This window comes from Nakamurella antarctica, assembly GCF_003860405.1.
Classification (GTDB): domain Bacteria; phylum Actinomycetota; class Actinomycetes; order Mycobacteriales; family Nakamurellaceae; genus Nakamurella; species Nakamurella antarctica.
Map to the genome: position 1 here is coordinate 1154705 of NZ_CP034170.1, position 23896 is coordinate 1178600.

At 61.9% G+C, this 23896-nt stretch carries 23 protein-coding genes and 1 riboswitch; of the genes, 17 read left to right on the top strand and 6 right to left on the bottom strand.

The genetic code is table 11. From position 1 onward, the window contains the following. Window positions 1-109 precede the first annotated feature (109 nt). The 3 genes from EH165_RS05070 to EH165_RS05080 all read left to right on the top strand — a co-directional run bounded on the left by EH165_RS05070 (window position 110) and on the right by EH165_RS05080 (window position 2115). Window positions 110-565, top strand: coding sequence for a hypothetical protein (locus EH165_RS05070; RefSeq protein ID WP_124798303.1), 456 nt, complete (start codon window positions 110-112; stop codon window positions 563-565). A gap of 117 nt (window positions 566-682) precedes the next feature. Further along, window positions 683-1450: a CoA transferase subunit A gene (locus tag EH165_RS05075; protein ID WP_124798304.1), complete on the top strand. Its 768-nt coding sequence runs from the start codon at window positions 683-685 to the stop codon at window positions 1448-1450. Continuing rightward, window positions 1450-2115 carry a 3-oxoacid CoA-transferase subunit B gene (locus EH165_RS05080; protein WP_124798305.1) on the top strand — a complete coding sequence of 222 codons (666 nt, stop codon included), beginning with the start codon at window positions 1450-1452 and terminating at the stop codon, window positions 2113-2115. Before EH165_RS05075 ends, EH165_RS05080 begins: the two co-directional genes overlap by 1 nt. Window positions 2116-2205: 90 nt before the next feature. On the opposite strand, the gene EH165_RS05085 is transcribed toward EH165_RS05080, so the two are convergent. The 3 genes from EH165_RS05085 to ald all read right to left on the bottom strand — a co-directional run bounded on the left by EH165_RS05085 (window position 2206) and on the right by ald (window position 6119). Continuing rightward, window positions 2206-2841, bottom strand: coding sequence for a 1-acyl-sn-glycerol-3-phosphate acyltransferase (locus tag EH165_RS05085; RefSeq protein ID WP_124798306.1), 636 nt, complete (start codon window positions 2839-2841; stop codon window positions 2206-2208). Between the two features lie 78 nt (window positions 2842-2919). Beyond that, window positions 2920-4395: an SDR family NAD(P)-dependent oxidoreductase gene (locus tag EH165_RS05090; RefSeq protein ID WP_422392132.1), complete on the bottom strand. Its 1476-nt coding sequence runs from the start codon at window positions 4393-4395 to the stop codon at window positions 2920-2922. Window positions 4396-5000: 605 nt separating this feature from the next. Then, complete coding sequence (gene ald, locus EH165_RS05095; RefSeq protein ID WP_124798308.1) at window positions 5001-6119, bottom strand: alanine dehydrogenase; 1119 nt, start codon at window positions 6117-6119, stop codon at window positions 5001-5003. A gap of 141 nt (window positions 6120-6260) precedes the next feature. Between ald and EH165_RS05100 the strand changes: the two genes are divergently transcribed. Beyond that, window positions 6261-6806 (top strand): Lrp/AsnC family transcriptional regulator, encoded by a 546-nt coding sequence (locus EH165_RS05100; protein ID WP_124798309.1) that lies wholly within the window; start codon window positions 6261-6263, stop codon window positions 6804-6806. Between the two features lie 8 nt (window positions 6807-6814). Here the strand turns inward: EH165_RS05100 and galU are convergent, their stop codons facing one another. Beyond that, window positions 6815-7741 (bottom strand): UTP--glucose-1-phosphate uridylyltransferase GalU, encoded by a 927-nt coding sequence (galU, locus tag EH165_RS05105; protein WP_239020708.1) that lies wholly within the window; start codon window positions 7739-7741, stop codon window positions 6815-6817. 139 nt (window positions 7742-7880) lie between these two features. Continuing rightward, complete coding sequence (locus EH165_RS05110) at window positions 7881-8930, bottom strand: chorismate-binding protein (protein WP_124798311.1); 1050 nt, start codon at window positions 8928-8930, stop codon at window positions 7881-7883. A 134-nt stretch (window positions 8931-9064) separates the two neighbouring features. Here EH165_RS05110 and EH165_RS05115 point away from each other — a divergent pair, with 134 nt between their 5' ends. From EH165_RS05115 to EH165_RS05175, 13 genes are all read left to right on the top strand, one after another. Further along, complete coding sequence (locus EH165_RS05115) at window positions 9065-9646, top strand: NUDIX domain-containing protein (protein ID WP_206426119.1); 582 nt, start codon at window positions 9065-9067, stop codon at window positions 9644-9646. 147 nt (window positions 9647-9793) lie between these two features. Next, the gene (gene clsA / locus EH165_RS05120) at window positions 9794-10513 is read left to right on the top strand and encodes a cardiolipin synthase ClsA (protein ID WP_124798312.1); all 720 of its coding nucleotides are present in this window, start codon (window positions 9794-9796) and stop codon (window positions 10511-10513) included. After that, window positions 10506-11411, top strand: a complete 906-nt coding sequence (locus EH165_RS05125) for a DUF881 domain-containing protein (protein ID WP_124798313.1) — start codon at window positions 10506-10508, stop codon at window positions 11409-11411. Before clsA ends, EH165_RS05125 begins: the two co-directional genes overlap by 8 nt. A gap of 81 nt (window positions 11412-11492) precedes the next feature. After that, window positions 11493-11840 carry a small basic family protein gene (locus EH165_RS05130; RefSeq protein ID WP_124800310.1) on the top strand — a complete coding sequence of 116 codons (348 nt, stop codon included), beginning with the start codon at window positions 11493-11495 and terminating at the stop codon, window positions 11838-11840. 122 nt (window positions 11841-11962) lie between these two features. Beyond that, window positions 11963-12667, top strand: coding sequence for a DUF881 domain-containing protein (locus tag EH165_RS05135; RefSeq protein ID WP_124798314.1), 705 nt, complete (start codon window positions 11963-11965; stop codon window positions 12665-12667). A 118-nt stretch (window positions 12668-12785) separates the two neighbouring features. Further along, window positions 12786-13166: a glycine cleavage system protein GcvH gene (gene gcvH, locus EH165_RS05140; protein WP_124800311.1), complete on the top strand. Its 381-nt coding sequence runs from the start codon at window positions 12786-12788 to the stop codon at window positions 13164-13166. Window positions 13167-13404: 238 nt separating this feature from the next. Further along, the gene (gene odhI / locus EH165_RS05145) at window positions 13405-13860 is read left to right on the top strand and encodes an oxoglutarate dehydrogenase inhibitor Odhl (protein WP_277870529.1); all 456 of its coding nucleotides are present in this window, start codon (window positions 13405-13407) and stop codon (window positions 13858-13860) included. Beyond that, window positions 13857-14582 (top strand): transcriptional regulator FtsR, encoded by a 726-nt coding sequence (gene ftsR, locus EH165_RS05150; RefSeq protein ID WP_124798315.1) that lies wholly within the window; start codon window positions 13857-13859, stop codon window positions 14580-14582. The genes odhI and ftsR overlap by 4 nt, the downstream gene beginning before the upstream one ends. A 119-nt stretch (window positions 14583-14701) precedes the next feature. Then, window positions 14702-15229 (top strand): bifunctional nuclease family protein, encoded by a 528-nt coding sequence (locus tag EH165_RS05155; protein ID WP_124798316.1) that lies wholly within the window; start codon window positions 14702-14704, stop codon window positions 15227-15229. A 197-nt stretch (window positions 15230-15426) separates the two neighbouring features. Next, on the top strand, window positions 15427-16005 hold the full coding sequence (locus EH165_RS05160; RefSeq protein WP_277870530.1) for a MerR family transcriptional regulator: 579 nt from the start codon (window positions 15427-15429) through the stop codon (window positions 16003-16005). A gap of 170 nt (window positions 16006-16175) precedes the next feature. Beyond that, the gene (locus tag EH165_RS05165) at window positions 16176-17537 is read left to right on the top strand and encodes an MFS transporter (protein WP_124798317.1); all 1362 of its coding nucleotides are present in this window, start codon (window positions 16176-16178) and stop codon (window positions 17535-17537) included. Between the two features lie 79 nt (window positions 17538-17616). Then, window positions 17617-17721: riboswitch (glycine riboswitch) on the top strand. Window positions 17722-17910: 189 nt separating this feature from the next. Beyond that, on the top strand, window positions 17911-20772 hold the full coding sequence (gcvP, locus tag EH165_RS05170; protein WP_124798318.1) for an aminomethyl-transferring glycine dehydrogenase: 2862 nt from the start codon (window positions 17911-17913) through the stop codon (window positions 20770-20772). 134 nt (window positions 20773-20906) lie between these two features. Next, complete coding sequence (locus EH165_RS05175; protein ID WP_124798319.1) at window positions 20907-21857, top strand: hypothetical protein; 951 nt, start codon at window positions 20907-20909, stop codon at window positions 21855-21857. Window positions 21858-21865: 8 nt separating this feature from the next. Here the strand turns inward: EH165_RS05175 and EH165_RS05180 are convergent, their stop codons facing one another. Next, entirely contained in the window at window positions 21866-23737 is a 1872-nt protein-coding gene (locus tag EH165_RS05180; RefSeq protein ID WP_124798320.1) for a hypothetical protein, read from the bottom strand. Between the last annotated feature and the right edge of the window lie 159 nt (window positions 23738-23896).

Consider the following 23896-nt stretch of genomic DNA (forward strand, 5'->3'; position numbering starts at 1 on the left):
TCGGGCGGCCTCACGGTCACTGGTAGCGTCCAGCTCCGTCTTGGTCGCGCTTGGGTGGATGCACAAAGCGAGGCTGCCTCAGGGGCCCAACAACAGCAAGGAGTATGACGTGAGCCGGCTGACCGAGGTGGGCGAGCGGGAGAATTGGCGATGTTGGATCTGCGACCGCCCAGTGGACGAAACGATATCCTCCAACGACTCTCGCGGTCCGACGATAGACAACATCAACGCGGCCACCAAGGGCTCTAAAAGCAAAGCTGGTGACGAACGGCTGGCGCACTTGGGATGCAACACCAAGCGGGGCGCCGTCAAACCGGTGATTCCATGGCCGAGCGAACTCATCGTGGCCGATCAAGCAGTCATCTTGACCACCGTTGAGCGCCTGTCCCGAAAGGGCGGCCGTGAAGTTGTCGGCAGATGTATGGACCGTAAAGATGCCCAGGAAGCCGCAGAGTGGTTGCTGGACCGGATCTCTCGGTTGGCTCCAGAATTGGCGCTCGAGTTCACGATCGAACAAGGCGGAGGCCAATACATGATCGCCTTAACGGCGGGCCGCGGCCGCTGAGTGCGTAGCCCCCTTGACGGCGCTGCGGGTAGCTCGGTTTAGGCTCGGGGTTAACGGGGTCTTCGCGTCGCTCACCGCGGGCTTCCCCTGACGGGTGACGAGGACTGGAGCTTCACGGTGGACAAAGTTGTCGCCAGCGCTGCCGACGCAGTAGCGGATATCCCTGCAGGGGCGAGCCTGGCGGTGGGTGGCTTCGGCTTGTGCGGTATCCCCACCGTGCTGATCCGTGCGCTTCTGGCTCAGGGCGCAGACCGCCTGCACGTGGTCTCCAACAACTGCGGCGTGGATGGTGCTGGCCTGGGCCTCTTGCTGGAGGGCAACCGAATCTCGCGGGTCATCGCGTCCTACGTCGGCGAGAACAAAGGGTTTGCTCGCCAATTTCTCTCCGGTGAGCTCGAGGTCGAGCTCACCCCCCAGGGCACGCTGGCTGAGCGGTTGCGTGCCGGCGGCGCCGGCATCGGCGCCTTCTTCACACCCACCGGAGTCGGCACACAGGTCGCCGAGGGTGGCCTGCCGTGGAAATATGCAAAGGACGGGTCGGTCGCCGTAGCCTCACCGGCCAAAGAAGTCCGAATCTTCGGCAACAGACACATGGTGCTGGAAGAGGGCATCGTCACCGACTACGCATTGGTGCGCGCAGCGAAGGCGGACCGGCAGGGAAACGTGGTGTTCCACGCATCGGCGCGGAACTTCAACCCGCCCGCAGCGATGGCGGGCCGCATCACCATCGTGGAGGCGGAGGAAGTGGTCGAATTGGGTGTGTTGACGCCGGACGAGATACACCTGCCTGGCGTATTCGTGCAGCGGGTGGTAGCGCTGACTGCCGCGCAGGCCGCGGATAAGAGCATCGAGAAGCGCACTGTCGCGCCCCAAGGCGCGCTGTGATGCCCCGCACCCGCAGCGAGATGGCGGCCCGCGCGGCCGCAGAACTTGTCGATGGTCAGTACGTCAACCTGGGAATCGGGTTGCCTACCCTCGTGCCGAGTTTTCTTCCGCCGGGTATGACGATCATGATGCAATCGGAGAATGGCATCCTCGGCGTCGGGCCCTACCCAGACGATGCCGACGTGGACCCTGACCTGATCAACGCTGGCAAGGAAACGGTGACAACCGTTGCGGGAGCATCATTTTTCGACTCAGCTCTCAGCTTTGGCATGATCCGCGGGGGGCACATCGACGTGGCGATCCTGGGAGGGATGCAGGTCTCGTGTTCCGGCGACCTAGCCAACTGGATGATCCCGGGAAAGATGGTGAAGGGGATGGGCGGCGCCATGGATCTTGTGCACGGCGCGCGCACGGTGATCGTCATGATGGAACACCGTGCCAAGGACGGCGCTGCCAAGCTGCTGACTGTTTGCGACCTCCCGCTGACCGGCCGCGGCGTAGTGGATCGAGTGATCACCGACCTTGCCGTGCTCGACGTTGCCGGCGATCACTTTGACGTTGTTGAGATCGTCGACGGGGTGAGTTGGGGCGAATTAACGGCAGCCACTGATGCACCGTTGGTCGACTGCCGCGGCTCCCTTCACGGAGTCACCGCGGTCCCCTAGCAGAACTCCTTACACCCGGAGCGCTCGGATATTCGGCGCCTGCCCGGATATTCTGCGCCTGCAGCGGCGGCTGATCAGACGCGCACTCGATCAGCCAGGCGGGGTATCGCCGGCGCGGCCGCTCTCGTCGCGCAGGCGCGGTTCGGTGCGATTCTTTGGGTGGATGCCGAATTTGTCGGCGTAGTACGCCCGAATCAGGTCCATATCGGCGCCCACATTGCCCGTGGGCATGAAACTCGGGCCCAAGCCACCGCTTTTCGTGGTGCGGTCAACAAAACCTAGGGTGATCGGCATCCCCGTCTCCAGAGCAATGCGATAGAAGCCAGACTTCCAGTAATCACCGCGAGCCCTCGTGCCTTCAGCTGCCACGACGAGGTAGAACTGGTCGCCAGCTTCGACTCTGCTCACAATCTCCGACACGACCTTGCTCGGGTCTTTGCGATCGACAGGGATGCCCCCCGTCGCGCGAGCGAGGAAGCCCATCGGGCCACTGAAGAGCTCCTGCTTACCTAAGAACTTCGGCGTCAGGCCAAGGCGCCACGTGATGGCGAGCATCACGACGTAGTCCCAGTTTGAGGTGTGCGGGGCGCCCAGCAGGATGCCGTTCTTCGCCGAGGGAACCTCGCCTACAAAGTGCCAGCGGCTGAGCTTCCAGGCGAGCTTGACCAGCTTCGCACGGGCACCCTTGGCGGGGGCCGGCGGTGGGATGGCGCTGGGGGTGTTCATTGCCGAAGGCTACCGGCGTGACGTAGCTACTCGTAAGTAACTTAGCCTGCAGAACTTGACCGCGGGTGTGATCCGGCACTACCAGGCTGAAGGCTCAAAATCTTTGAGGAAGCAGCCGTGCAGATCTTCCCCCGCCTCCCCGCGAACGATGGGGTCGTAGACCCGCGCGGCACCGTCGACCAAGTCTAGAGGGGCGTGGAAACCCTCGTCTGCCAGCCGAATCTTAGTGAAATGGGGTCGCTCATCAGTAATCCAGCCCGTGTCGACGGCGGTCATCAAAATGCCGTCGGTAGCAAGCATCTCGCCGGCGCTGGTCCTCGTGAGCATATTCAACGAAGCCTTCGCCATGTTGGTGTGCGGGTGGCCCGGCCCCTTGTAGGCGCGGCTGAATTGGCCCTCCATGGCCGACACGTTAACAACGTACTTGCGCCGAGCTGTCGAGCCCGCCATCGCCGGCCGCAGCCTGCTGACCAATATGAACGGAGCGGTAGCGTTGCACAGTTGTACCTCCAACATCTCTAACGCATCAACCTCGTGCACCACCTGGGTCCAGCTGTTCTCGGTGTGCAAGTCCGGAACCAAGCCGCCTGCATCGATGGCCAGGTCTGCGGCGATTCGCTCGGCTGTGGTTGAACCAGTAGTGAGGGCCAGTGCAGTGATGTCGGCGGCAGTGAGTTTCGACCCGGGAGCGGGAGTCGACGTGCCCGGGCCCGACGTCAACGCACGCTGCGCGTAGGTCGATGGCAGGTCGTCATGGGGGACGGTGCCGTTCAGCGCAACCGGGTGCGCGTCGTTGGTGTGGCCAAAGCTGATCACCTCAGGTAGCGGGCCGCTTGGCAGTGCTTCCGATTCCGCCTGCACCAACGGAGCATAGGAGCCGGGGGAGCGGCGAACGGTCTGCGCGGCATTGTTGATCAGGATGTCCAAAGGCCCAGCTGCCGCCACCGAATCTGCCAGCGCGATTACCTGCGCCGGATCGCGCAAGTCAATACCGACAATCCGCAGCCGATGCAGCCAGTCGGCGCTGTCCGGCATCGCGGTGAATCGACGGGTGGCATCGGCCGGGAAACGCGTGGTGATAGTGGTGTGTGCCCCATCGCGCAGGAGCCGCAGGGCGATGTACATGCCAATCTTTGCCCGACCGCCGGTGAGCAGCGCTCGCCGCCCGGTGAGGTCGACACTCGCGTCGCGGCGGCTGCGGTTCTTCGCCGCGCAGTCTGGGCACAGCTGATGGTAGAAGGCGTCGACCTGGGTATACCGCTGTTTGCAGGTGTAGCAGGGGCGGGCTCTGATCAACTCGCCGGCGCTGGCCCCGGCGACCGCAGAAACCAGCGGGATACCCTGGGTCTCGTCATCGATGCGGTCGGGGGAGCCGGTGGCTGTTGCTTGGATGACGGCTCTATCCGCGGTGGAAATTGCATCGCGTTTCTCAAGACGCCGTCGTTTCTTTATCGATTTGAAGAGCTTCGCGGTGGCGCGCCTGATGGTGATGTAGTCAGGGTGCTCCTCGTCGAGGGCGTCAATTTCGGCCAGAACATCCAGGGCCAGCGCCATCCGTTCGGGAGCCACCCGGGCGCCGACATCACCTGCCGTGCAATGATTCTCGATAGTAGAATCGGCGGCCGGAGGCGGCTGCTTACAGGTACTGGAAGGGTCCGTCATGGGTGTCTCAAATTTCGTATCTGGAACGTGGGTAGCTCGAGGGTTCGCCAACCTGGGGCAGTAGGTCGGGCCCAGGGAACTCTACGGGGACAATGAAAGGGGCGAGTGCCCCGCTCTTCCTCAAGGCCCCCATTCCAGGAGGCCGGGATCCCACTCCCCGCACACCGAGCCGATGCCGTGCCAGGTGATCCACTCGGGGTGGTAGGCACACGGCGGCCAGACAAGAACCTCGGCGCAGCTCGTGCACATCCAGAGGCGGTGTGAGAGCCCGGAGTGAGCGCCCGGGGCGACCGAACACAGACAAGGCGAGGAGCCCACCAGCACCTTTCCAGGGCCGAGTGCGTGGCCACGTGGGCAAGCCTCCGGCGCGAGTTCTGCCATCCCCTGGCCCGCGCGTTGAAAGTGCCGAAAATCCATAACGGAAGGTTAGGCAGGCTCACCGACAATCGGCCCCGACCTGGTCAGGGCGGACCCGATCATCAGTGTGCCGAGAGTGTCTACATCGAGAGCGCGGCCGACACATCGCTGCAAGGAAGACCGTGCGCCTGCGCCACCGGTTCGTTCGTGAGGTGGCCAGCATGTGTGGTGAGACCAAGGGCTAACGCGCCGTCAGCCTGGAGAGCTTTCGACCACCCGTGGTTGGCCAGCGCGGTGACGTAGGGCAGCGTCGCGTTGGTCAAGGCGTAGGTAGAGGACCGCGGCACCGCGCCTGGCATATTGGCCACGCAGTAGAACACAGAATTGTGCACGGCGAAGGTGGGGTCATCATGTGTGGTCGGGCGAGTGTCCTCGAAACACCCGCCCTGATCGACAGCGATGTCGACGAGCACGGATCCGGGCTGCATCTGGGCAACGAGTTCGTTGGTGACCAGCTTCGGTGCTTTGGCGCCCGGGATCAACACAGATCCGATCACCAGATCTGCGGCCTTCACCGCCTCCGCGATGGTGAAAGCGTTGGAAGCCAGCGTCTTCACCTGGCCGCCGAATTGGTTGTCCAGCCGCCGCAGAGCCGGCAGCGAGACATCGAGAATCGTGACATCGGCGCGCATACCGAGTGCGATCGCCGCTGAGTGCATTCCGGCGACACCGCCGCCGAGCACCACCACCTTGGCGTTATCGACTCCGGGGACGCCCCCGAGCAGCACTCCGCGGCCGCCTTCGTTGCGCATGAGATGGTAGGCGCCGACCTGCGGTGCGAGTCGACCGGCAATCTCGCTCATCGGGGCGAGCAACGGCAGGCTGCGATCGGGCAGTTGCACCGTCTCGTAAGCGATGGCGGTGGTGCCGGCTTCCATCAGGCGGTCGGTCAGTGGCCTGTCGGCGGCCAGGTGCAGGTAGGTGAACAGGACCAGGTCTTCCCTGAGCTGGTGGTATTCCGACGCAATCGGCTCCTTGACCTTGACGAGAAGCTCAGCGCTGTGCCATACCTCGTCCGCGGTGTCGACGATGGTGGCTCCTGCGGACCGGAAATCGTCATCCGTTATTTGCGACCCAGCACCAGCCTGGGTCTGGACCATCACCTCGTGTCCGGCTTGAACCAAATGGTGGGCACCGGCTGGCGTCATTGCCACGCGGTATTCATGGTTTTTGATCTCGCGAGGAACGCCAATTCTCATTTATGTACCTTTCGGGGGGTGCCGCTGTTCGATGCTGACGCCAAGTGGCCAGCTTCGTATCTGCTTAAGGAGCGAAGCAATTATGAAACTTAGAAAAACCAAATCGGAATACTTCCGCTGATAATTCGGTAGATTGCCCCTATGACGTCGCAAGGTTCGACAGGCGCGCAACGACCAGCGCCTGGTTCGCAGAATATTCGCCCCACGAACGGTCTCGCTCGGGGTGAGCAAAGTTTGTCGGCCGTCGATCGGCACATTCTGCTGCTGTTGGCGCGAGATGCCAGGATGCCCAACAATGCACTTGCGGCGGAAGTAGGCATCGCTCCGTCGACCTGCCTCGCGCGGATCAGGGCGATGCGCGAGAGCGGGACCATTCGCGGGTACCACGCCAACATTGATCAAACCGCGCTCGGTCAGGGACTCCAAGCCCTGATCGCGGTCCGGCTGCAGTCCGGGGCGCGGGATCAAATCGAATCGTTTGTGGCGCGGATCCGTGAATGTCGGCAGGTGCAGAGCGTGTTCTTTCTAGCCGGGGCGAACGATTTCCTCCTGCATGTCGGGGCTGCCGATGCGCAGGATCTGAGAGACTTTGTGGTGCAGGAACTTTCGGCTCATCCGGAGGTGGCGCTGACCGAAACCAATTTGATCTTCGAACATCAGCGAGGGGTCAACGCCACGACGAGATGAGCGCGCCATCAGCCTTTTTCAGCGATGAACTCCTTGAGCCAATCGGTGAAAGGCACACCGAGATCCTCTCGCTCGGATGCCAAGGTGACGATGGTTTTCAGGTAGTCGAGTTTGTCGCCAGTGTCGTACCTGCGCCCACGAAAGACGATTCCAATGATGCCACCACCAACCGCTGGAGGCAGGTCCATCAACGTGGCAAGTGCGTCTGTCAGCTGGATCTCGCCGCCTCTTCCGGCCTCGGTCTCGTGCAGGACATCAAATACTTGCGGTGTCAGAACATAACGACCGATGACGGCGAGGTTGCTCGGCGCGCTAGCGGGATCAGGCTTCTCCACCAACGCCGTGACTTGGGAGACCTCAAGGCTCCGCAGCTCTTCTGGTAGGGGCAGCGAAAGTGGCGCCACCGCAGCACATCCATACATCCCGATCTGAGACGGCGGTACCTCGATCAGCGCAATAACGCTCTGACCCGTGGCTTCATGTACCGCGATCATTGACGCAAGCAGCTCATCCCGGACGTCAATCAGATCGTCGCCAAGAAGCACAGCGAACGACTCCCGCCCCACATGTTGTTCCGCGCAAAGTACCGCGTGACCAAGACCTTTCGCATCCCCCTGCCGAACATAGTTAATGGTTGCGAGCTCACTGGATTGATTGACCAGCGCGAGCTTGGCGTCCTCACCTTTGGCTTTGAGCAGCGTCTCCAACTCGAAATTTCGATCGAAGTGGTCCTCCAAGGCTCGCTTATTTCGCCCACTGATCATCAAAATGTCGGAAAGACCCGCATTCACCGCCTCTTCCACGACATATTGAATAGCTGGCTTGTCGACGACCGGAAGCATCTCTTTAGGGACAGCCTTAGTAGCTGGCAGAAATCGGGTTCCCAGCCCGGCAGCAGGGATAACAGCCTTGGTGACGGTGTGCTGTGAAGCCACAGGTATTTCCTCCCCTAAGGTCGCCGCATTCTGGGCGAGCGTTGTGAGCGAATGAGGCGGCAGACGAAAACTTACCGCGAGAGCGAATCGTCCCATAAGGGCGTGGATGTGGCAGGTTTTGCCACTGTTGAGCTCAATGTCACCCAGATGAACGCGGCTCCTGAGGTGGCTGCACCAGTGCCATGAGGCGCGCGGCCTTCAGCTCCGTTTCCTCCCATTCGGCGAGCGGATCCGAAGGAAAGGTAATGCCAGCGCCGGTTCCGAAGTTGATCCGCCGCCTTCCTGCGTCATCTGTCGTACTGAAAAATGAGCGGATTCCCACAGCCAATTCTGCCGTGTGATTATCGGCGTCGACATACCCCACGGCGCCGCAGTAAGGACCCCGCGGAACCGGCTCGAGATCCGAGATCACCTGCAATGCGCGGATTTTTGGAGCACCCGTCACCGAGCCAGGGGGGAAAGTAGCGGTAAAAATATCTGCCCATCCCACCCCGCCGCGCAGGGTGCCAGCGACTGTGGACACCAGGTGCGCCAGTCCCGGATGGGACTGCGTCTCCAGCAGCGTTTGCACCCGCACGGATGTGGGTGTGCAGATTCGATTCAGGTCGTTTCTTACCAAGTCCGTAATCATGATGTTTTCCGCAATGTCTTTGTAGGCGAACGTATCGGGCGTTGGCGCAGTGCCTTTGATGGGCGCCGACGTGATCGCGTCGCCGTTCCTGGAGAGATACAACTCGGGCGAGGCCGTCACCACCCACTCTGCGCCGTTGAAAATCGTCCCTTGGTACGGTGCCGGATTCCCATCGGCAAGAATCGCGGCGAGGGCGGCGGGGTCGGCGTGGTCAGCGGGCGGTAGCTCTGCGGATAGCACCCGGCACAAGTTGACTTGGTAGACGTCCCCGGATCGGATGTTTTCCCGGATCGCCCTCACACCGGCCAGGTACGCGGTGCGGTCCAACGACGACCGCCAACTCGCCGAAGGAATTCCCGACCAAGTTCCCGAAGCAGCGGGGAGGGGGCCCGGAGCTACCCGCGCGAAACGATAAGCGCGCAGCTCACCTTCAAATGTTGCGGCCACCGCCCACCACCCGCCGCGCTCCAAAGCCTGCGGATTTTTTTGTAGGTCGACCGAGTCAACGAGGTCGGTGGCAAGCAGACCATCGAAGTACGCCCAAGGCCTTGCTGCCATGGAACGTGAGGCTAGTTGGCCGTGATTGCGATCAGCGAATCCACGGGCAGGACCGCCTCGAGAAATGTGGTTGATCACTACCTTGCGATAGCGGTGAAGCAGTGCGGGACACTCGGGCGCGGGATACTCGCACCATGACCACAAGCGCTGCGACAGGACCGAGCACCCCGCCAATCCGGCAGGTCGATTCGAAAGTCGTGTACTCCAACGACTGGATGACCGTGTGCGAGGACAGCATCGAACTGGCAGATGGCAGCAGGAGCATCTACTCGCTCGTGGTGAAATCTGACTTCGCCGTCGTTATCGCCTACCAGGACGGCCACTTTCACTTGGTGGAACAGTATCGGTACGCAGCGGGGATGCGTTCGTGGGAGTTTCCCATGGGCAACTGGCCAGCGGGGAAAGGCGGCACTCCCCTGGAGCTGGCGCAGGCGGAGCTTCGGGAAGAGACCGGTTACACCGCAAAGACTTGGACCCATCTGGGTCGGATTCGGCCGGTTGGCGGGTACAGCGCTCAGCGATTCGATACCTATCTGGCCACCGGCCTGACGCCCGGGGCCAGTGCGCTGGAAGACACGGAATCAGACTTGATTACCGCCCGGGTGAGCGAGACTCAGTTCCGCGCGATGATTCGCAGCGGACAAATCTGCGATGGTCCCACTCTCGCTGCTTACGCACTTTTCCAGCTCCATCGCGAGCTACCCGAGGAGTTCTGACACGCAGCGGCCAGCAATCGGCTGCTGCTGTCGGTCAGCGGCTTTAGACTGAGCCGAAGATGGATGGGCAAACCTAGCCGTTGGGGCGTTGCTGACTTGAGCGCTGGCACCCGACTAAGAGCGTAAGAAGAACGGGGGGCTGGGAGAATGTCTCACCACTCCGAGACCGACCCGCTTGCGGTGGCCCCCCATGTCGGCGCAGGGGTTCACGAGGCTGGCGCAGGGGTTCACGAGGCTGGCGCAGGGGTTCACGAGGCTGGCGCAGACCGGATTCTGACAGTCCCCAACGCTCTGTCCTTCCTGCGGCTCCTGGGCGTACCCCTGTTCCTGTGGTTGTTACTCGGACCAGAAAAGGACGGCTGGGCGTTCACGGTCTTGGCGCTGTCCGCTATCAGCGATTGGGCCGATGGGAAACTGGCGCGACTGCTCAACCAGTACAGCCGCCTGGGCGCCATTCTTGACCCGGCAGCTGATCGCCTCTACGTGATCGCGACTCTTGTGGCCTTTGTGATCCGAGGGTTCATTCCATGGTGGTTGGCAGCGCTGATCATCGGCCGCGACGTCATTTTGGCGATTGCGCTTCCCGTCATGCGCCGTCATGGCTATCCGCCTTTCGAAGTCCACTACCTCGGTAAAGCCGCCACTTTCTGCCTTCTGTACGCGCTCCCGCTGTTGTTGCTGGCCCAGGGCGATTCGTCTGTTGCCGCGGTGGCCAGGCCTCTTGCATTGGCTTTCACCGGTTGGGGCGTCCTGTTGTACCTGTGGTCGGCCGCGCTCTATCTGCGGCAGGCTGCCTGGGTAATTCGTAACACGCCGGTGGTGCCGATCGAAGCGCGACCAACGGTGAAAAGCGTGACGGGTGGCTGAGGAATCGAAGGAACGAGCGCAGCGCGAGGCCGCCGGAGGAAATCCCCGGGTGGCTCGGACTGCGCCGCCGCCGATGCTCGACTCTCTTCTCAACGACATCCTTGACCCTGGCTATGCAAAAGCCGCAGCGCGCAAAGCCGCGCCCCAGACGCACGCAGCCCGTTCGCCACGCTGGCCCGCCATCGTGTGGATTGTCGTTGGTGCGCTGCTGGTGGGGTTGTTGCTCGGCGTTGCCGGGCGGAACACGAGGGACAATGCGCCAGGTATCCAACAAGCGCGTGACGCGCTGAACCTCGACGTTGCCCAGGCTCAGGCGGATGAGTCCGGGCTGGCCGCGTCAGCCAGCTCGCTGGCCACCGAGGTGCGCTCGCGCCAAGCCGCAGTGGGTGGTGGGAGTGGACAACGCACCCTGGACATATTGGAGGCCATGAATGCATTAACCCCGGTTGCGGGGCCGGGACTCCGGGTCAGCGTTACTGACCCAGATGCAGCAGCAGGAGAGGGCGCGGTCTTCGACCGAGATATCCAAGTGTTGGTCAATAGCCTGTGGGCCAGCGGCGCCGAGGCTATTGCGATCAGCGGCGTGCGCCTTCGGTTGACGAGCGCGATCCGGCAGGCGGGCGGCGCCATCTTGGTCGACAATCGACCCGTCGTGTGGCCCTTGGTGATCGAGGCTATCGGCAACCCCGCTTCGATCCACCAGAAATTCATTAGTACCACTGGATACGGACGATTTCAGGGCTTCGGCCAGCTTTACGGGGTGGGCTTCGACGTACTTGCTGTGGATTCCCTGACGCTGCCGGCTGCAGCGGCTATTGACAATCGGTACGTCGAGCCCCCGCCTGCTCAGACTGCTCCAGTCAGCGCAGCATCGACCCAGACCTCACCAACCCGATGAAACACCCTCGCTGTGCTGGAAATCCACCTCAATCCCATCGAGACTTACTCGGTGGAGTGGTTGCAGAACATTCGCTCAACCATGGGAGACGATAATTTGTACGCCGTCATAGCGTTGGCCATCGGTATTGCCATCGGAGTTATTACCTCACCCACGGTTCCGGATTGGCTCGGGCCGTATCTGCCCATTGCCGTGGTAGCTGCACTCGATGCCGTACTCGGGGGACTACGTGCCAAACTGGGGAACATTTTTGATGCCAAGGTTTTTGTCACCTCCTTCGTTGCCAACGTCCTTGTAGCCGCGTTCATTGTTTTCCTTGGTGACCAGTTAGGTGTCGGATCGCAGCTGTCGACCGCTGTCGTGGTGGTGTTGGGGATCCGAATTTTCGGAAATGCAGCGGCCATCCGACGCCACCTGTTTAACGCCTAATGGGCCAGCACACGTCCTCTCGCACCCCGGAGACGCCGAACCAGGCGCGGGGAGAGGGGGCGAATGAAGAAGAGACACAGAGTGCGACGGCACGAGAGCAGCCGCTCGAAGAGGACCACGAAATGCCGGCGGCGTCGCCCTCTCGGCGTTCGCGCGCGGCGTCACACTTACTGATTGCGGCGCTGTGCGCCATCCTGGGGTTCGGCATCATCGTGCAGGTCCAGCGAATCTCCGACGGCGATTCCCTCGCCACTGCCCGCCCCCAGGATCTTGTCGTCATCCTCGACGGCTTACAGCGGCGCAGCGCCGATCTGACTTCTGAGATAGCCGAGCTCCAAGCCACGTTAACCACCCTAAAAAGTGGGGGAGCCACGTCGGCAGCGGCGCTCGCGGAGGCACAACGAAGGGCTCAAACCCTCGCAATTTTAGCTGGCACGGCCACGGCTGTTGGCCCGGGTGTTCAAATGACGATCGCCGACCCAGGCAGTGCCATTCCACCGGAAGTGCTTCTGGCGGCGCTCCAAGAGCTTCGCAACGCTGGCGCCGAAGCCGTCCAGGTGGGGGCGGTGCGCGTGGGGGTCGATTCCGCCTTCACCGGAACCAATGGCCAGATATCACTCGACGGGGTACAGCTCACTGCCCCTTACAAAATTATGGCCATCGGGGATCCGCCAACATTGACAGCTGCGATGAACATTCCGGGTGGCGTCAGCGACACGGTGCGAAGAGCCACCGGGACTATCGAAATCACCCCTTCGGATCGAGTCGTCGTTGACGCCTTGCGGCCACTGCGCTCTAACACCTACGCTCAGCCAGCCGGAGGCTAGTTTTTTTTCGCTGCTCTTGGCGGAGGCAGAGATGGTCGCCGCGTTGTCAGCGAAGCCAGCACTTGTGGCAGGCAATAATGGGAAATAGATGCCACACACTTCAGAGAGGTCAAAACCCGTGATACCTGATGAGCTGCGGTACAGCGCCGAGCACGAGTGGGTCCGTACAGGAGAAGAAAACGTGGTGCGAGTAGGCATCACGGACTTTGCGCAGGGCGCCCTGGGGGACATCGTGTTTGTGCAACTGCCAGACCTCGGCGCCGCAGTGACGGCGGGGGATTCAGTTGGCGAGGTGGAATCAACTAAGTCTGTCTCTGAACTCTTCACCCCGCTGTCAGGGACTGTCGTTACTCGCAACGAGTCGCTGGACTCCGCGCCGGAACTGGTGAACTCCGATCCCTACGGCGAAGGATGGATGTTCGAGCTAGAGATCGGCGAAGTCAGCGCAGTCGATGACCTGCTGGATTCCGACGCGTATGCGGAAATCACTGGGGAGTAGGGCTTCCCCTTAACAGCTTCGCCACAGGGCCCCGCTTGCTACCCAGCGCGACCGGCGGTGCGCTGGACTCGGACGGCACTGTACGGTCGGTACCTGACAGTATTGGCGGCGCACGGCAAAAATCTGGTGTGCGCCGAAGATTCTCGCCCCGTTTCCGGACCCGGTTCGGAATCGAGGGGATCGAAGAAAGCTAAAGATCATCGCGGGAAACTGCGAGTGACGATAAGAGGAGCACCGCGTGACGGAAAGCGATCGCGACAACCCAGTGGAATCGACTTCGATCTTCGCGGGTGGATTGTTGGGCCAAGCAGAACGCGAAGCCGCCGAACCAGTGGCTGCCCCGGAGACGATGACAGGTTTGGAATCGTTGGCGAGCGGCACTGCGCTGCTGGTGGTGAAACGAGGACCGAATGCAGGGTCCCGCTTCGTCCTGGATAAGCAGGTTGTCACTGCGGGCCGACACCCGGAAAGCGACATATTCCTAGACGACGTCACAGTCTCGCGCAGGCATGCAGAGTTCACCCGGACCGACCAGGGCTACGAAGTCGCCGACACCGGATCGCTGAATGGCACTTACGTCAACCGCGAAGCGGTCGAGTCCTCCGCCTTGGCCAACGGCGACGAGGTCCAGATTGGTAAGTTCCGTCTGGTGTTCCTGTTCGGAAGCCCGGCGGAGAACAACAGCGGCTCATGACCGCAGCGGGCCTCCCCGCTGGTGGGGTGCTGAGCATAGGCGCTGTGCTGTCCCGCTTGCAGCCCGAATTTCCTGACGTCACCATTTCCAAGATTCGCTTCCTGGAGTCTGAAGGGTTGGTGACACCTCAGCGAACACCGGCTGGATACCGGCAGTTCTCGCATGCTGATGTGGAACGGCTGCGGTATGTGCTTGCAGCGCAGCGGGAGCAGTATTTGCCCCTCAAGGTGATCAAAGATCACCTTGAAGCGATTGACCGAGGAGTGACACCGGATTCTGGTGGCGGCCGTGTGCCCCGCGGTTTGGCGCTGGCGGGCGCAGCAGACCTTCCAGACTTCGCCTCGCGTTCCATCGTGCGGATGACCCGCGCCGAGTTGCTGGCCGAATCTGGATTGGCGGACGCCCAACTGTCCGAAATCGAGCAGTTCGGTCTGCTCCATCCCGGTGCGGGCGGCTTTTATGACGCTGATTCGGCGATCCTGGCCAGAACAGTGGGAGAACTGGTCGAGGCGGGGATCGAACCACGGCATCTGCGACCGTTCCGGGCTGCCGCAGATCGCGAAGCTGCATTGGTGAGCCAGATGGTTTCAGCGCAGGCGCGGCAGAAAAATCCGGACGCTCGCGAGCGCGCTGAACAAGCCGCCGGCCAACTAGCGGCGTCCTTGCTCAGGTTGCACGCGCTACTGGTGAAATCCGGTATCCACCGAGAACTGGGCAACTGAAAGCCAGCTTCGCGACTAAGCGTTGAGCGAAAGCGGGCCGTTGCCCGGATTTTCGCCTGCGGGAGGAGAGCGCGGTTGTGTAGCGTTGTGTTTGCCAAGCGGGAGGTGAGCACTACCTGATGATCAAAATGCGTATCGTCGGCGTTCGCGTCGAAATGCCCAGCCAGCAGCCAATTCTGATCCTGGTCGAAGAGGAAGGGCAGCGTAGTCTGCCGATTCTTATCGGCTCCTCAGAAGCAACTGCCATCGCGATGCATCTGCAGGGGGTCCGGCCGGCCCGTCCGTTGACTCACGATCTGCTGGGACAGGTGATCACGGCACTCGGCCGCACGGTTTCCCAGGTGCAAATCGTGGATTTCCGTGAGGGCACGTTCTTTGGCGAGCTAGTTTTCGACGATGGAACGACCGTGTCCGCCCGCCCGTCGGACGCCATCGCCCTGGCGGTCCGCGGCGAGATTCCAGTCTTCGTCAATGCGGCAGTTTTGGATTCGGCGGGCATCGTGGTCACCGAATCCGATGATGACGACGCCCTAGACGATGAGGCGGCCCTCGACGAAGAGCAGAGCGAAGAGGAAGTTGAACGGTTCAGGGAATTTCTTGACACCATCTCTCCCGATGATTTCGGGGCAGAGAAAAACGAAGAATGATTGCTCCTGCCGGCTCGACGAGAACGACTGATGACTTGCGGGTTGAAAGTAACCCTAAAGTTAAGGTTTAGGACACGCCGAGGCTGACCGTTGACCGACATGCCCATGGCGCCTAGCGTCAACCGCACAAGGTCATCGCTGCGATGACTGATCGGTGAATTCTTTGCCGAGGCTGCAGATCTCTGGCAACTCGGACCATGACAGTGATGGCGGAAGGCGGCTGCGCGATGCGCGAGAGCGAACAAGGTGCGCTCTTCGAGAACACCGCATTGCCCGACGAGTTTGTTGGATACCGCGGCCCCACAGCGTGCCAGGCAGTGGGTATCACCTATCGCCAGCTCGATTATTGGGCCCGCACCGACTTGGTAGCACCCACAGTGCGAAGCGCAACCGGCTCGGGTACCCAGCGGCTCTACTCATTCAAAGATCTGCTGGTTCTCAAGATCGTCAAGCGACTGTTGGATACGGGCGTGTCACTCCAAAACATCAGGGTTGCGGTAGATCATTTGCGGGCGCGGGGGATCGAGGACCTGGCCGGGGTCACCTTGTTCTCCGACGGAACAACGGTTTATGAGTGCACGTCTGCTGAAGAAATTGTGGACCTGCTGCAGGGCGGCCAAGGCGTATTTGGTATCGCCATCGGCGGCACCATGAAGGAAATGACAGGACACCTCGCGGACTTCCCCAGCGAACGAATCGAAGGCAGCCCGCCGGTCACCACACCTGCTGCTGATGACGAACTGGCGCGGCGACGCCGCATTCGATCTGCGGTCTGACGACACACTTTATGACTAGCCCCGCTGCCCCTGTGGGCGGCGGGGTTTTCTTCTGCCGTGCCGAAGCCACTTTGTTAGCGAAGGTAAGGAGATAAGGTGGCGACAGCGCGCGTGACGTGAAGGCGCGACTGGTGAAGCCAAGAATACGAACGATGTGAAACGGCACGAAGATGACCCTGCAGAAGAAAACGACAGCCGCAGACGGTAGCGGATACCGGCGCCCGATTGACGATCCGCTTCAGGAGCAGACCTCCACGCAGATATCAGGGGAGCGGCAGCACACGTTCGCGTCTCTGAAGGTGCGGAACTACCGCCTCTACTACTCAGGGCAGGCAGTATCCAATATCGGCACCTGGATGCAGCGAATCGCGCAGGACTGGTTGGTATTGGAATTAACCAACAGTCCTTTTGCCGTTGGCGTTACCACCGTGATGCAGTTTGCGCCGACAATGGTTCTGGGCCTTTGGGGTGGTGTACTCGCTGACCGCTACCCCAAGCGCACCTTGCTGATGTGGTCCCAAGCCGCGATGGGGGTGATGGCTGGCATTATCGCGGTCCTAACGCTCACCCAAAATATCAGCGTCGCGGCGATATATGCGACCGCCCTGGGCACCGGCTTTGCCACCGTATTCAACAACCCGGCTCGGCAAGCCTTCGTCAACGAGCTTGTGGGGCCCTCCCTGCTTGCTAACGCGATCGCCTTGAACTCGGCGTTGTTTCAGGCTGCGAGATTGCTCGGGCCAGCCCTTGCCGGCCTGCTTATCACCGCGGTTGGGTCTGGATGGGCCTTTGCATTCAACGCAGTGAGTTACATCCCGTCCGTGGGGGTCCTGCTTTTGATGCGCCGCTCGGAGCTGTATCCGAGCAAGGCAATACCGCGGCGGGCCGGGCAGCAAATCGAGGGCCTTCGGTATGTCGCCAAAACCCCGGCATTGCGCTGGCCCATAGTCCTGGCACTGTTCACTGGAATCTTCGGCACCAACCTCGCAGTGATGTTAACCGCGTACACCAAAAACGTATTCCACTCTGGTGCGGGCGTGTACGGGCTCCTGAACAGCGCGGTTGCGGTGGGAGCGGTCGTGGGAGCCGTCGCTGCTGCTGGCCGCCGGGCGCCACGGATGCGTGCCCTGTTCGTGGCATGCGGGCTTTTTGGACTCGTCAACATTGCGGCCGGCCTCACCCCCTGGCTCTGGGCTTTTATGGCAGTGCTCATCGTTTTAGGGTTTTGTTCGACGACCTTGATGACCATGACCAACACCAGCGTGCAGCTGGCCGCAGACCCCCAGTTCCGTGGACGAGTACTGAGTCTTTTCGGCCTTGTCCTACTGGGCAGTACTCCGGTGGGTTCCGTGATGTTGGGCGCGATTACGGAAGTGTGGGGACCGGCCGCAGCGATGATCTCCGCTGGATCGGTGTTGGTAGCGGCAGCAGTAGTACTCGCCTGGTTGGTGAGCCGCGAGTCTGGGCTTCGGCTTCAGGTCGACATGCATCGCGCTGCCACCCACGTTCGGATTGTGGACTCTGGGCACTGACAGTGCAACCCGTAAACCTGGTGTGAGCAATCCGTCTCTGGGTCGAGATGATGAAGACTGGTAGATTGTGGACTGTTGACGACTCCCTGCGGGAGAGTCCACTCGGTGAAAATGGTCCGCCGATCGGCGCCGAAGGAGCAATTCCTCCCCGGAATCTCTCAGGCCCACAAATCGCAGGGAAGAGACATCTCTGGAGAGAAGGCGGCTCGACCGTCTCGCCGACGGGGCAAACCGAGGCTTCTCGGCGACACTCTCAGGTGCCCGTGACAGAGGGGGAGGATCGGGTGCTTCCTGCACTCGGTGGATCCCGTCCCGTCGACCGCACCGGTCTACGGGCGCAAACCCCGGTTGCGGCCGGACCGGAGAGGCCGACATGAGCGACCAGAGATTTGTATCGCCAGTATTCGCTGATAGGCATATCGGCCCGGATGACGATTCACTCGCCACCATGCTCACTACCCTGGCTGTGCCAGACCTTGAGGCACTAGCCGACGCTGTGGTCCCGTCGACCATTCGGGAGACCGGATCCGTGGAGGTGCTTGATCTCCCCCCCGCCGCATCCGAAGTGGAGACACTAGCCGAATTGCGCGCCTTCGCTGCAAAGAACCGTCAGATGGTTCAGATGATCGGACTCGGCTACCACGAGACCGTTACACCAGGCGTCATTAAGCGCAATATTCTCGAAAACCCGGCGTGGTACACCGCTTACACGCCCTATCAGCCGGAAATCTCCCAAGGAAGGCTGGAAGCGCTGCTCAACTTTCAGACCGCGGTCGCAGACCTGACCGGCCTGGATATTGCCAACGCATCGATGCTTGATGAGGCCACTGCGGTGGCGGAAGGTATGACGCTCGCGCTTCGGTCCTCTCGCTCGAAGTCGCGTCGATTTGTCGTGGATGCGGATACCTTGCCGCAGACGCTTGCCGTGTTGAAGACAAGGGCCCAGCCCATTGATATTGAGTTGGTCATCGTGGATCTGGCAGGCGGTGTTGATTCGCTCCCCGTGGGTGACTTCTTTGGCATCTTGCTGTCCTACCCAGGGGCATCCGGCGCCATCGCCGACCACACCGACATTATCGCCGCGGCCCACGAGAGAGATGCGAAAGTGGTAGTGGCAACGGATTTGCTGGCGCTCACGCTTCTGCGTGCACCGGGCGACATCGGCGCTGATATTGCTGTTGGCAGTAGCCAGCGCTTCGGTGTGAGCCTAGGCTTCGGCGGGCCGCACGCGGGGTTCATGGCCGTCAGGCTTGATCTGCAAAGGCAACTCCCCGGCCGCTTGGTGGGCGTCTCCCATGACGCTGATGGCAATTCCGCCTACCGGCTGACGCTACAAACCCGCGAACAGCACATCCGTCGCGAGAAGGCGACGAGCAACATCTGCACCGCGCAGGTGTTGCTTGCAGTCATGGCGTCCATGTACGCGGTTTATCACGGGCCGGATGGCCTAACAGCTATCGCGCAGCAGATCAACGGCAAGGCTGCTAGCTTAGCGACCGCCTTGGCTGCAGGTGGCGTCACGATGGCCAATGAGCATTTCTTTGACACCGTGCGCGCGCAGGTTCCCGGCAAGTCCGCGGACGTGGTCGCCGCAGCGCGCGACGCTGGCATTAATCTGTGGGCTGATGGCCCGGACTTCGTGCAGGTCGCGATCTCGGAAACGACTACGGATGCGCACCTCGCAGCTGTGCTGAGTGCCTTCGGTGTTTCGGAACCAATCGTCGCAGCCTTGGACGTGATTCCAGCAGAGTTGGCCCGTACCACCGACTTCCTGACCCACCCGGTCTTCCATAACCACCGCAGCGAGACCGCCATGCTGCGCTACATCCGCAAGCTCTCCGACCTCGATTTGGCGCTCGACCGCACGATGATCCCGTTGGGTTCGTGCACGATGAAGCTCAATGCGACTACTGAAATGGAAGCCGTCACGTGGCCTGAATTTGCGGGGCTGCATCCCTTTGCGCCCGCTGACGATGCCGCTGGCATGCTGGAACTGATTGCGCAGTTGGAACATTGGTTGTGTGAAATTACCGGATACGCGGCTGTTTCCCTGCAACCCAACGCAGGATCCCAGGGGGAGTACGCGGGGCTGCTGGCAATTCGGGCCTATCACGCCTCCCGCGGTGAAGAACACCGAAACATCTGTCTGATCCCAGCATCTGCGCACGGCACCAATGCAGCCAGCGCAGTGATGGCCGGGATGACGGTAGTGGTGGTGGGTACGGATGAGGCCGGAAACATTGATCTTGCCGATCTGCACGCCAAGATAGACGCCAACGCTCGCACGCTTGCAGCGATCATGGTCACCTACCCCTCGACCCACGGGGTGTATGAGGAGACCATCAGCGATATCGCCGAAAGCGTGCATGCTGCTGGCGGCCAGGTGTACGTCGATGGGGCCAACCTCAATGCATTGGTCGGGCTAGCCCGACCCGGTGTTTTCGGCGGCGATGTTTCGCACCTGAACTTGCACAAAACCTTTTGCATTCCGCACGGCGGCGGCGGGCCCGGAGTCGGCCCAGTGGGAGTCCGCGCCCACCTTGCGCCTTTCCTGCCTAACCACCCTATGCAGCCTGCGGCAGGCCCTGTCACCGGTGTGGGCGCCGTCTCCGCAGCGCCCTGGGGAAGCGCCTCCATTCTGCCGATCTCGTGGGCCTACATCCGGATGATGGGCGCCGACGGATTGCGTCGCGCCACCCTCACCGCCGTGGCCGCTGCCAACTACATCGCCGTCCAGCTCCGGGACTACTTCCCTATCCTTTACACAGGACACGGTGGGTTTGTAGCGCATGAATGCATTCTGGATCTTCGTCCGATGACGGCGCAGACCGGGGTGAGCGTCGATGACGTCGCAAAGCGCCTGGTGGATTACGGGTTTCACGCGCCAACCATGTCCTTCCCGGTCGCCGGAACTTTGATGGTGGAACCCACCGAAAGCGAAGACCTGGTCGAGATCGACAGGTTCATCGCCGCCATGATCGCCATTAAGGGCGAGGTAGACAAGGTCGCCGCGGGCCACTGGCCTGTCACTGACAATCCGCTCCGTGGGGCTCCGCACACGGCAGCAGCGCTGGCAGGGGAGTGGGACCATCCCTACACCCGAGCGGAGGCAATCTTCCCGCAGGGGGTTGTGCCCGCTCACAAGTACTTCCCGCCGGTGCGCCGGATCGATGGCGCTTATGGCGACAGGAACTTGGTCTGCTCGTGCCCGCCGATCCAGGCGTACGCCCAGTAAAACAGTGCTCTGTGGTGGTACCTGTGGTGGTACCTGCGGCCGCCGCGCCTGATGACTGTGAGCGTGGCGGCCTCCGGTCGGGAGATGCGGTCCGCCGAGCAAAGTAGGAACTCGTCCGCTGGCATCATGGACGTATGTTCAAGTCCCACCAGTACCTACGTCGACTCGCCGGCATAGTGAGTTTGCTGGTGGCCGCTACTGTGGCGCTAGTGGTACCCGCAGTACTAGAACCAGCGGTGACCGGCAGGCCTGCTCCCGTAGCACTGCCAGTGGCGCCCCCGATTGGCGCCTGCGTGGTCGTGGCCCTTGGCCGCGTGACGCAGGTGGATTGCGACGAAGTGCATACCGGAGAGATCGCTATGAGCTGGGGCCGCGGCGTCAACCCGTGGGCCAAGTACCACGTAGGCGGCGCCGGCCCGAGTGCGGTCGATATGCCGTCTGCGGGTCAGTCGACTGACGCTGTGTGCCAGGATTGGGCGCGGGATTACGTGGGCGCCGTGGTGGATTCCGATGCTGCGGCACTTGGCTCGTGGCGACCAGTTCCTCCTTTCTTCACCGTGACTCTCATCAAGGGACCAGGAGGTAGCCCGCAGCTGGATTGGTCTGCGTGCATGGTGGGCGCCACTCGCTCAGAGCTCTACGTAGGGGCCGTGGGTGGGGCGGGTGTCTCGATCGACCGGGCGCGTCCCGATGCCTTCACCACATGCTTGGATTTGGGAATCCAGGCATTGCGTGAACTGCGCTACGTTGCGTGCGACCAGCCGCACCGGATCGAATTTTTGGCCACGCTTCAAGTTGATCAGGCGATGGTAGATGCAGGCGAGGTGTACACCGCAGGATCTGGCGGACTAGCCGCCGACTGCAAGCAGCTCATCTCCGCGATGACGGGAAACGACGACCCCACGTTCGGCGGCAGAATCGAGGTGCGTACGGAAGCGTTATGGCAGCGCGGAACTACGCCACAACCTGCGGTGCCCGGTTCAGGCCAGTTGGCGATTCCCGATTGTTTTGTCGAGCTGTCAGGCTCGGGGCAGCTGATTGGCAGCGTTGTAGGACTGGGGGATGCCGCTCTCCCGACGGGCTGAAAGCGTAGCTATCCCGCGAGGAAGGGTGCGATGGTGGCCGGCACGTCAGATGCCACGGGGACAGAAGTGTAGGTCCCGCCGCCTGCGCGAGCGATGTCTGACAGAGCAGCCTGGGGCGGGTCGCTGCCGAGGCCCACGATTTCCAGAGTGACGTTCTTGCCCTGGGCGGCCGAGGCGGCGATAGCACTGACTACCGAAGCGCGCGAGGTGCTCGGCGTGAGGTCGGGCCCATCCACGATCACAATCACCCGATTAACACGGCCAGCAACTGCGTTAGCGACCGCCTGCTTATATGCTTCCACGATCGCTGCGTACGACCAGCGGGCCCCACTGGGCGCCAAGCGGTTGATAGCGGAGTTCAGCGCATCGAGCCTGCTCACCGCACCAACAGTGTCGGACACCTCGCCCGTAGGCACCAATTGGGTGTATCCGGGGCCGGCACTATTACTAATCGAATAAAGCCCGAAGCCATTCTCAGGGTTTTGAGCCAATGCGCCCGTGAGTGACTCTTGGACCCACGCCATCAGAGTTTTGCCGTTTTCGATGCTGGACATTCCCGCGGAAGCATCAACCACCAACGTGATGATGGGTCCCGTGGGTGGGGTCGGCGCAGGGGGCTCGCTACCTGCTGGGCTGAGCGGCGCCTGGCTAGATGCTGCTTCGCCCAGAATCGGCACACCCGCCGATTCGGGCACGCTTGGTGCGGCACTCTCGGTGCTGGCTGGTGTGGTGTCGGTCGAGGGTTCTCCTGGGGCCGCGTCGGTGGTCGCGGGGGGCGCAGGTTCGGGCACGGGTTGAGAACCGGCAATTGCTGCTGCGAAGTCGAAGGCGAGTGCGCGGGCCGCGCTGGGCAAAGTGGTGATGGCCACGCTGGGATCGATCCCATGGGCTTTGGCCGCTGGCGTAGCGTCAACTACGCGAAAGCCCGCCGTCTGTAGAACCGTGGTTGCTTGACCCTTGAGGAGATAAGCGATGAAGGTAGCGGCGCCATCTTGTGCGGTTGCATCTACCCACGGGGCCGACAACGCGATGGCACTGATAGCGGTACCCACCGTCGGTCCGCCGGGGTAAAGCGCCTCGAGCGGGTCTGCGTTCGCTGCATTGAACGCAGCCAGATCGGCCTCTATTACGGGGACAGCACTGAACGGCGCGTTACCCGCTGCTAGGGCAGCCATCGCGGCGTCGGCCCCGGTCGACGGGGCGGAGACGGCGGCGAGAGAACTGATCACTTGCTTTGATGCTGTGAGATCGGCGGCCGAAATGGCAGTCGTGGCGCCGCTGTTGGCGATGAAGGATTGCAAGGCGTAGTAGGCCGCGGTGTCCTTAGCGGGGTTTGCGAGTGCAATCTTGCCACCGGCGGATTTAGTGCCCAGGTCAACCCAGCCGAACGTGTTGGGGGAAGCGACCGATCCACGCTTCACTGCCAACACGACTGGGCTGTAAGCAAACGATTTATCGTTCATTCCGGCCGTCATACTGGGCATCTTTGATGCTAAGTCCGCTACGTCGCCGGGCACATCGGAAATCCAGACGGACGGTTGAGGTGCAGCAACGGTCCACCCGGATGCGAGCGCACCAGCCGCGTCTGCCGATTCCATGGTCTGAACGGAGACGGTGATGCAGGCTCCGCGGGTCGCTGGCTTCGTTGCGTTGTAGGCGCTAGCAATTTCCGAGATCGACGGCGCGAGCGCGGCATCGGTGACGACTCCCACCGTGCGATCTGACGCGCACCCCACGGCCGTCACGCCGGTGTTGCCGTCGCTTCGAAGCCACAGGATCCAGGCTGCTAGGGCGCCACCGATCACGAGCACGGCGACCGCGGTAATTATCGGCCACGCTGCGATTCCGCGGCGGCGCTTATCGTCGGCGTGGCGACCCATTGCCTGCCTCTCCTAGAAATTTCCGGTGGTGGATATGTTGTGCGCTCTGAGATCGCTGTGATGGCAATGCGACCACACCTGGATTGCAGAGCTCGCAAGTGAGCCCAACGCCGTAACGACAGCCCCGCCGAGGTGCGGCTCAGAAGGTCACTCTATGGC

Bases quoted from the DNA above. Each gene is read 5' to 3' on its own strand.
- EH165_RS05080 (WP_124798305.1), top strand. From the start codon at position 1,450: ATGCCCCGCACCCGCAGCGAGATGGCGGCCCGCGCGGCCGCAGAACTT.
- EH165_RS05085 (WP_124798306.1), bottom strand. From the start codon at position 2,841: ATGAACACCCCCAGCGCCATCCCACCGCCGGCCCCCGCCAAGGGTGCC.
- EH165_RS05090 (WP_422392132.1), bottom strand. From the start codon at position 4,395: ATGGCGCTGGCCCTGGATGTTCTGGCCGAAATTGACGCCCTCGACGAG.
- ald (WP_124798308.1), bottom strand. From the start codon at position 6,119: ATGAGAATTGGCGTTCCTCGCGAGATCAAAAACCATGAATACCGCGTG.
- EH165_RS05100 (WP_124798309.1), top strand. From the start codon at position 6,261: ATGACGTCGCAAGGTTCGACAGGCGCGCAACGACCAGCGCCTGGTTCG.
- EH165_RS05110 (WP_124798311.1), bottom strand. From the start codon at position 8,930: ATGGCAGCAAGGCCTTGGGCGTACTTCGATGGTCTGCTTGCCACCGAC.
- EH165_RS05115 (WP_206426119.1), top strand. From the start codon at position 9,065: ATGACCACAAGCGCTGCGACAGGACCGAGCACCCCGCCAATCCGGCAG.
- clsA (WP_124798312.1), top strand. From the start codon at position 9,794: ATGTCTCACCACTCCGAGACCGACCCGCTTGCGGTGGCCCCCCATGTC.
- EH165_RS05130 (WP_124800310.1), top strand. From the start codon at position 11,493: ATGGGAGACGATAATTTGTACGCCGTCATAGCGTTGGCCATCGGTATT.
- EH165_RS05135 (WP_124798314.1), top strand. From the start codon at position 11,963: ATGCCGGCGGCGTCGCCCTCTCGGCGTTCGCGCGCGGCGTCACACTTA.
- ftsR (WP_124798315.1), top strand. From the start codon at position 13,857: ATGACCGCAGCGGGCCTCCCCGCTGGTGGGGTGCTGAGCATAGGCGCT.
- EH165_RS05155 (WP_124798316.1), top strand. From the start codon at position 14,702: ATGATCAAAATGCGTATCGTCGGCGTTCGCGTCGAAATGCCCAGCCAG.
- EH165_RS05160 (WP_277870530.1), top strand. From the start codon at position 15,427: ATGACAGTGATGGCGGAAGGCGGCTGCGCGATGCGCGAGAGCGAACAA.
- EH165_RS05165 (WP_124798317.1), top strand. From the start codon at position 16,176: ATGACCCTGCAGAAGAAAACGACAGCCGCAGACGGTAGCGGATACCGG.
- gcvP (WP_124798318.1), top strand. From the start codon at position 17,911: ATGAGCGACCAGAGATTTGTATCGCCAGTATTCGCTGATAGGCATATC.
- EH165_RS05175 (WP_124798319.1), top strand. From the start codon at position 20,907: ATGTTCAAGTCCCACCAGTACCTACGTCGACTCGCCGGCATAGTGAGT.
- EH165_RS05180 (WP_124798320.1), bottom strand. From the start codon at position 23,737: ATGGGTCGCCACGCCGACGATAAGCGCCGCCGCGGAATCGCAGCGTGG.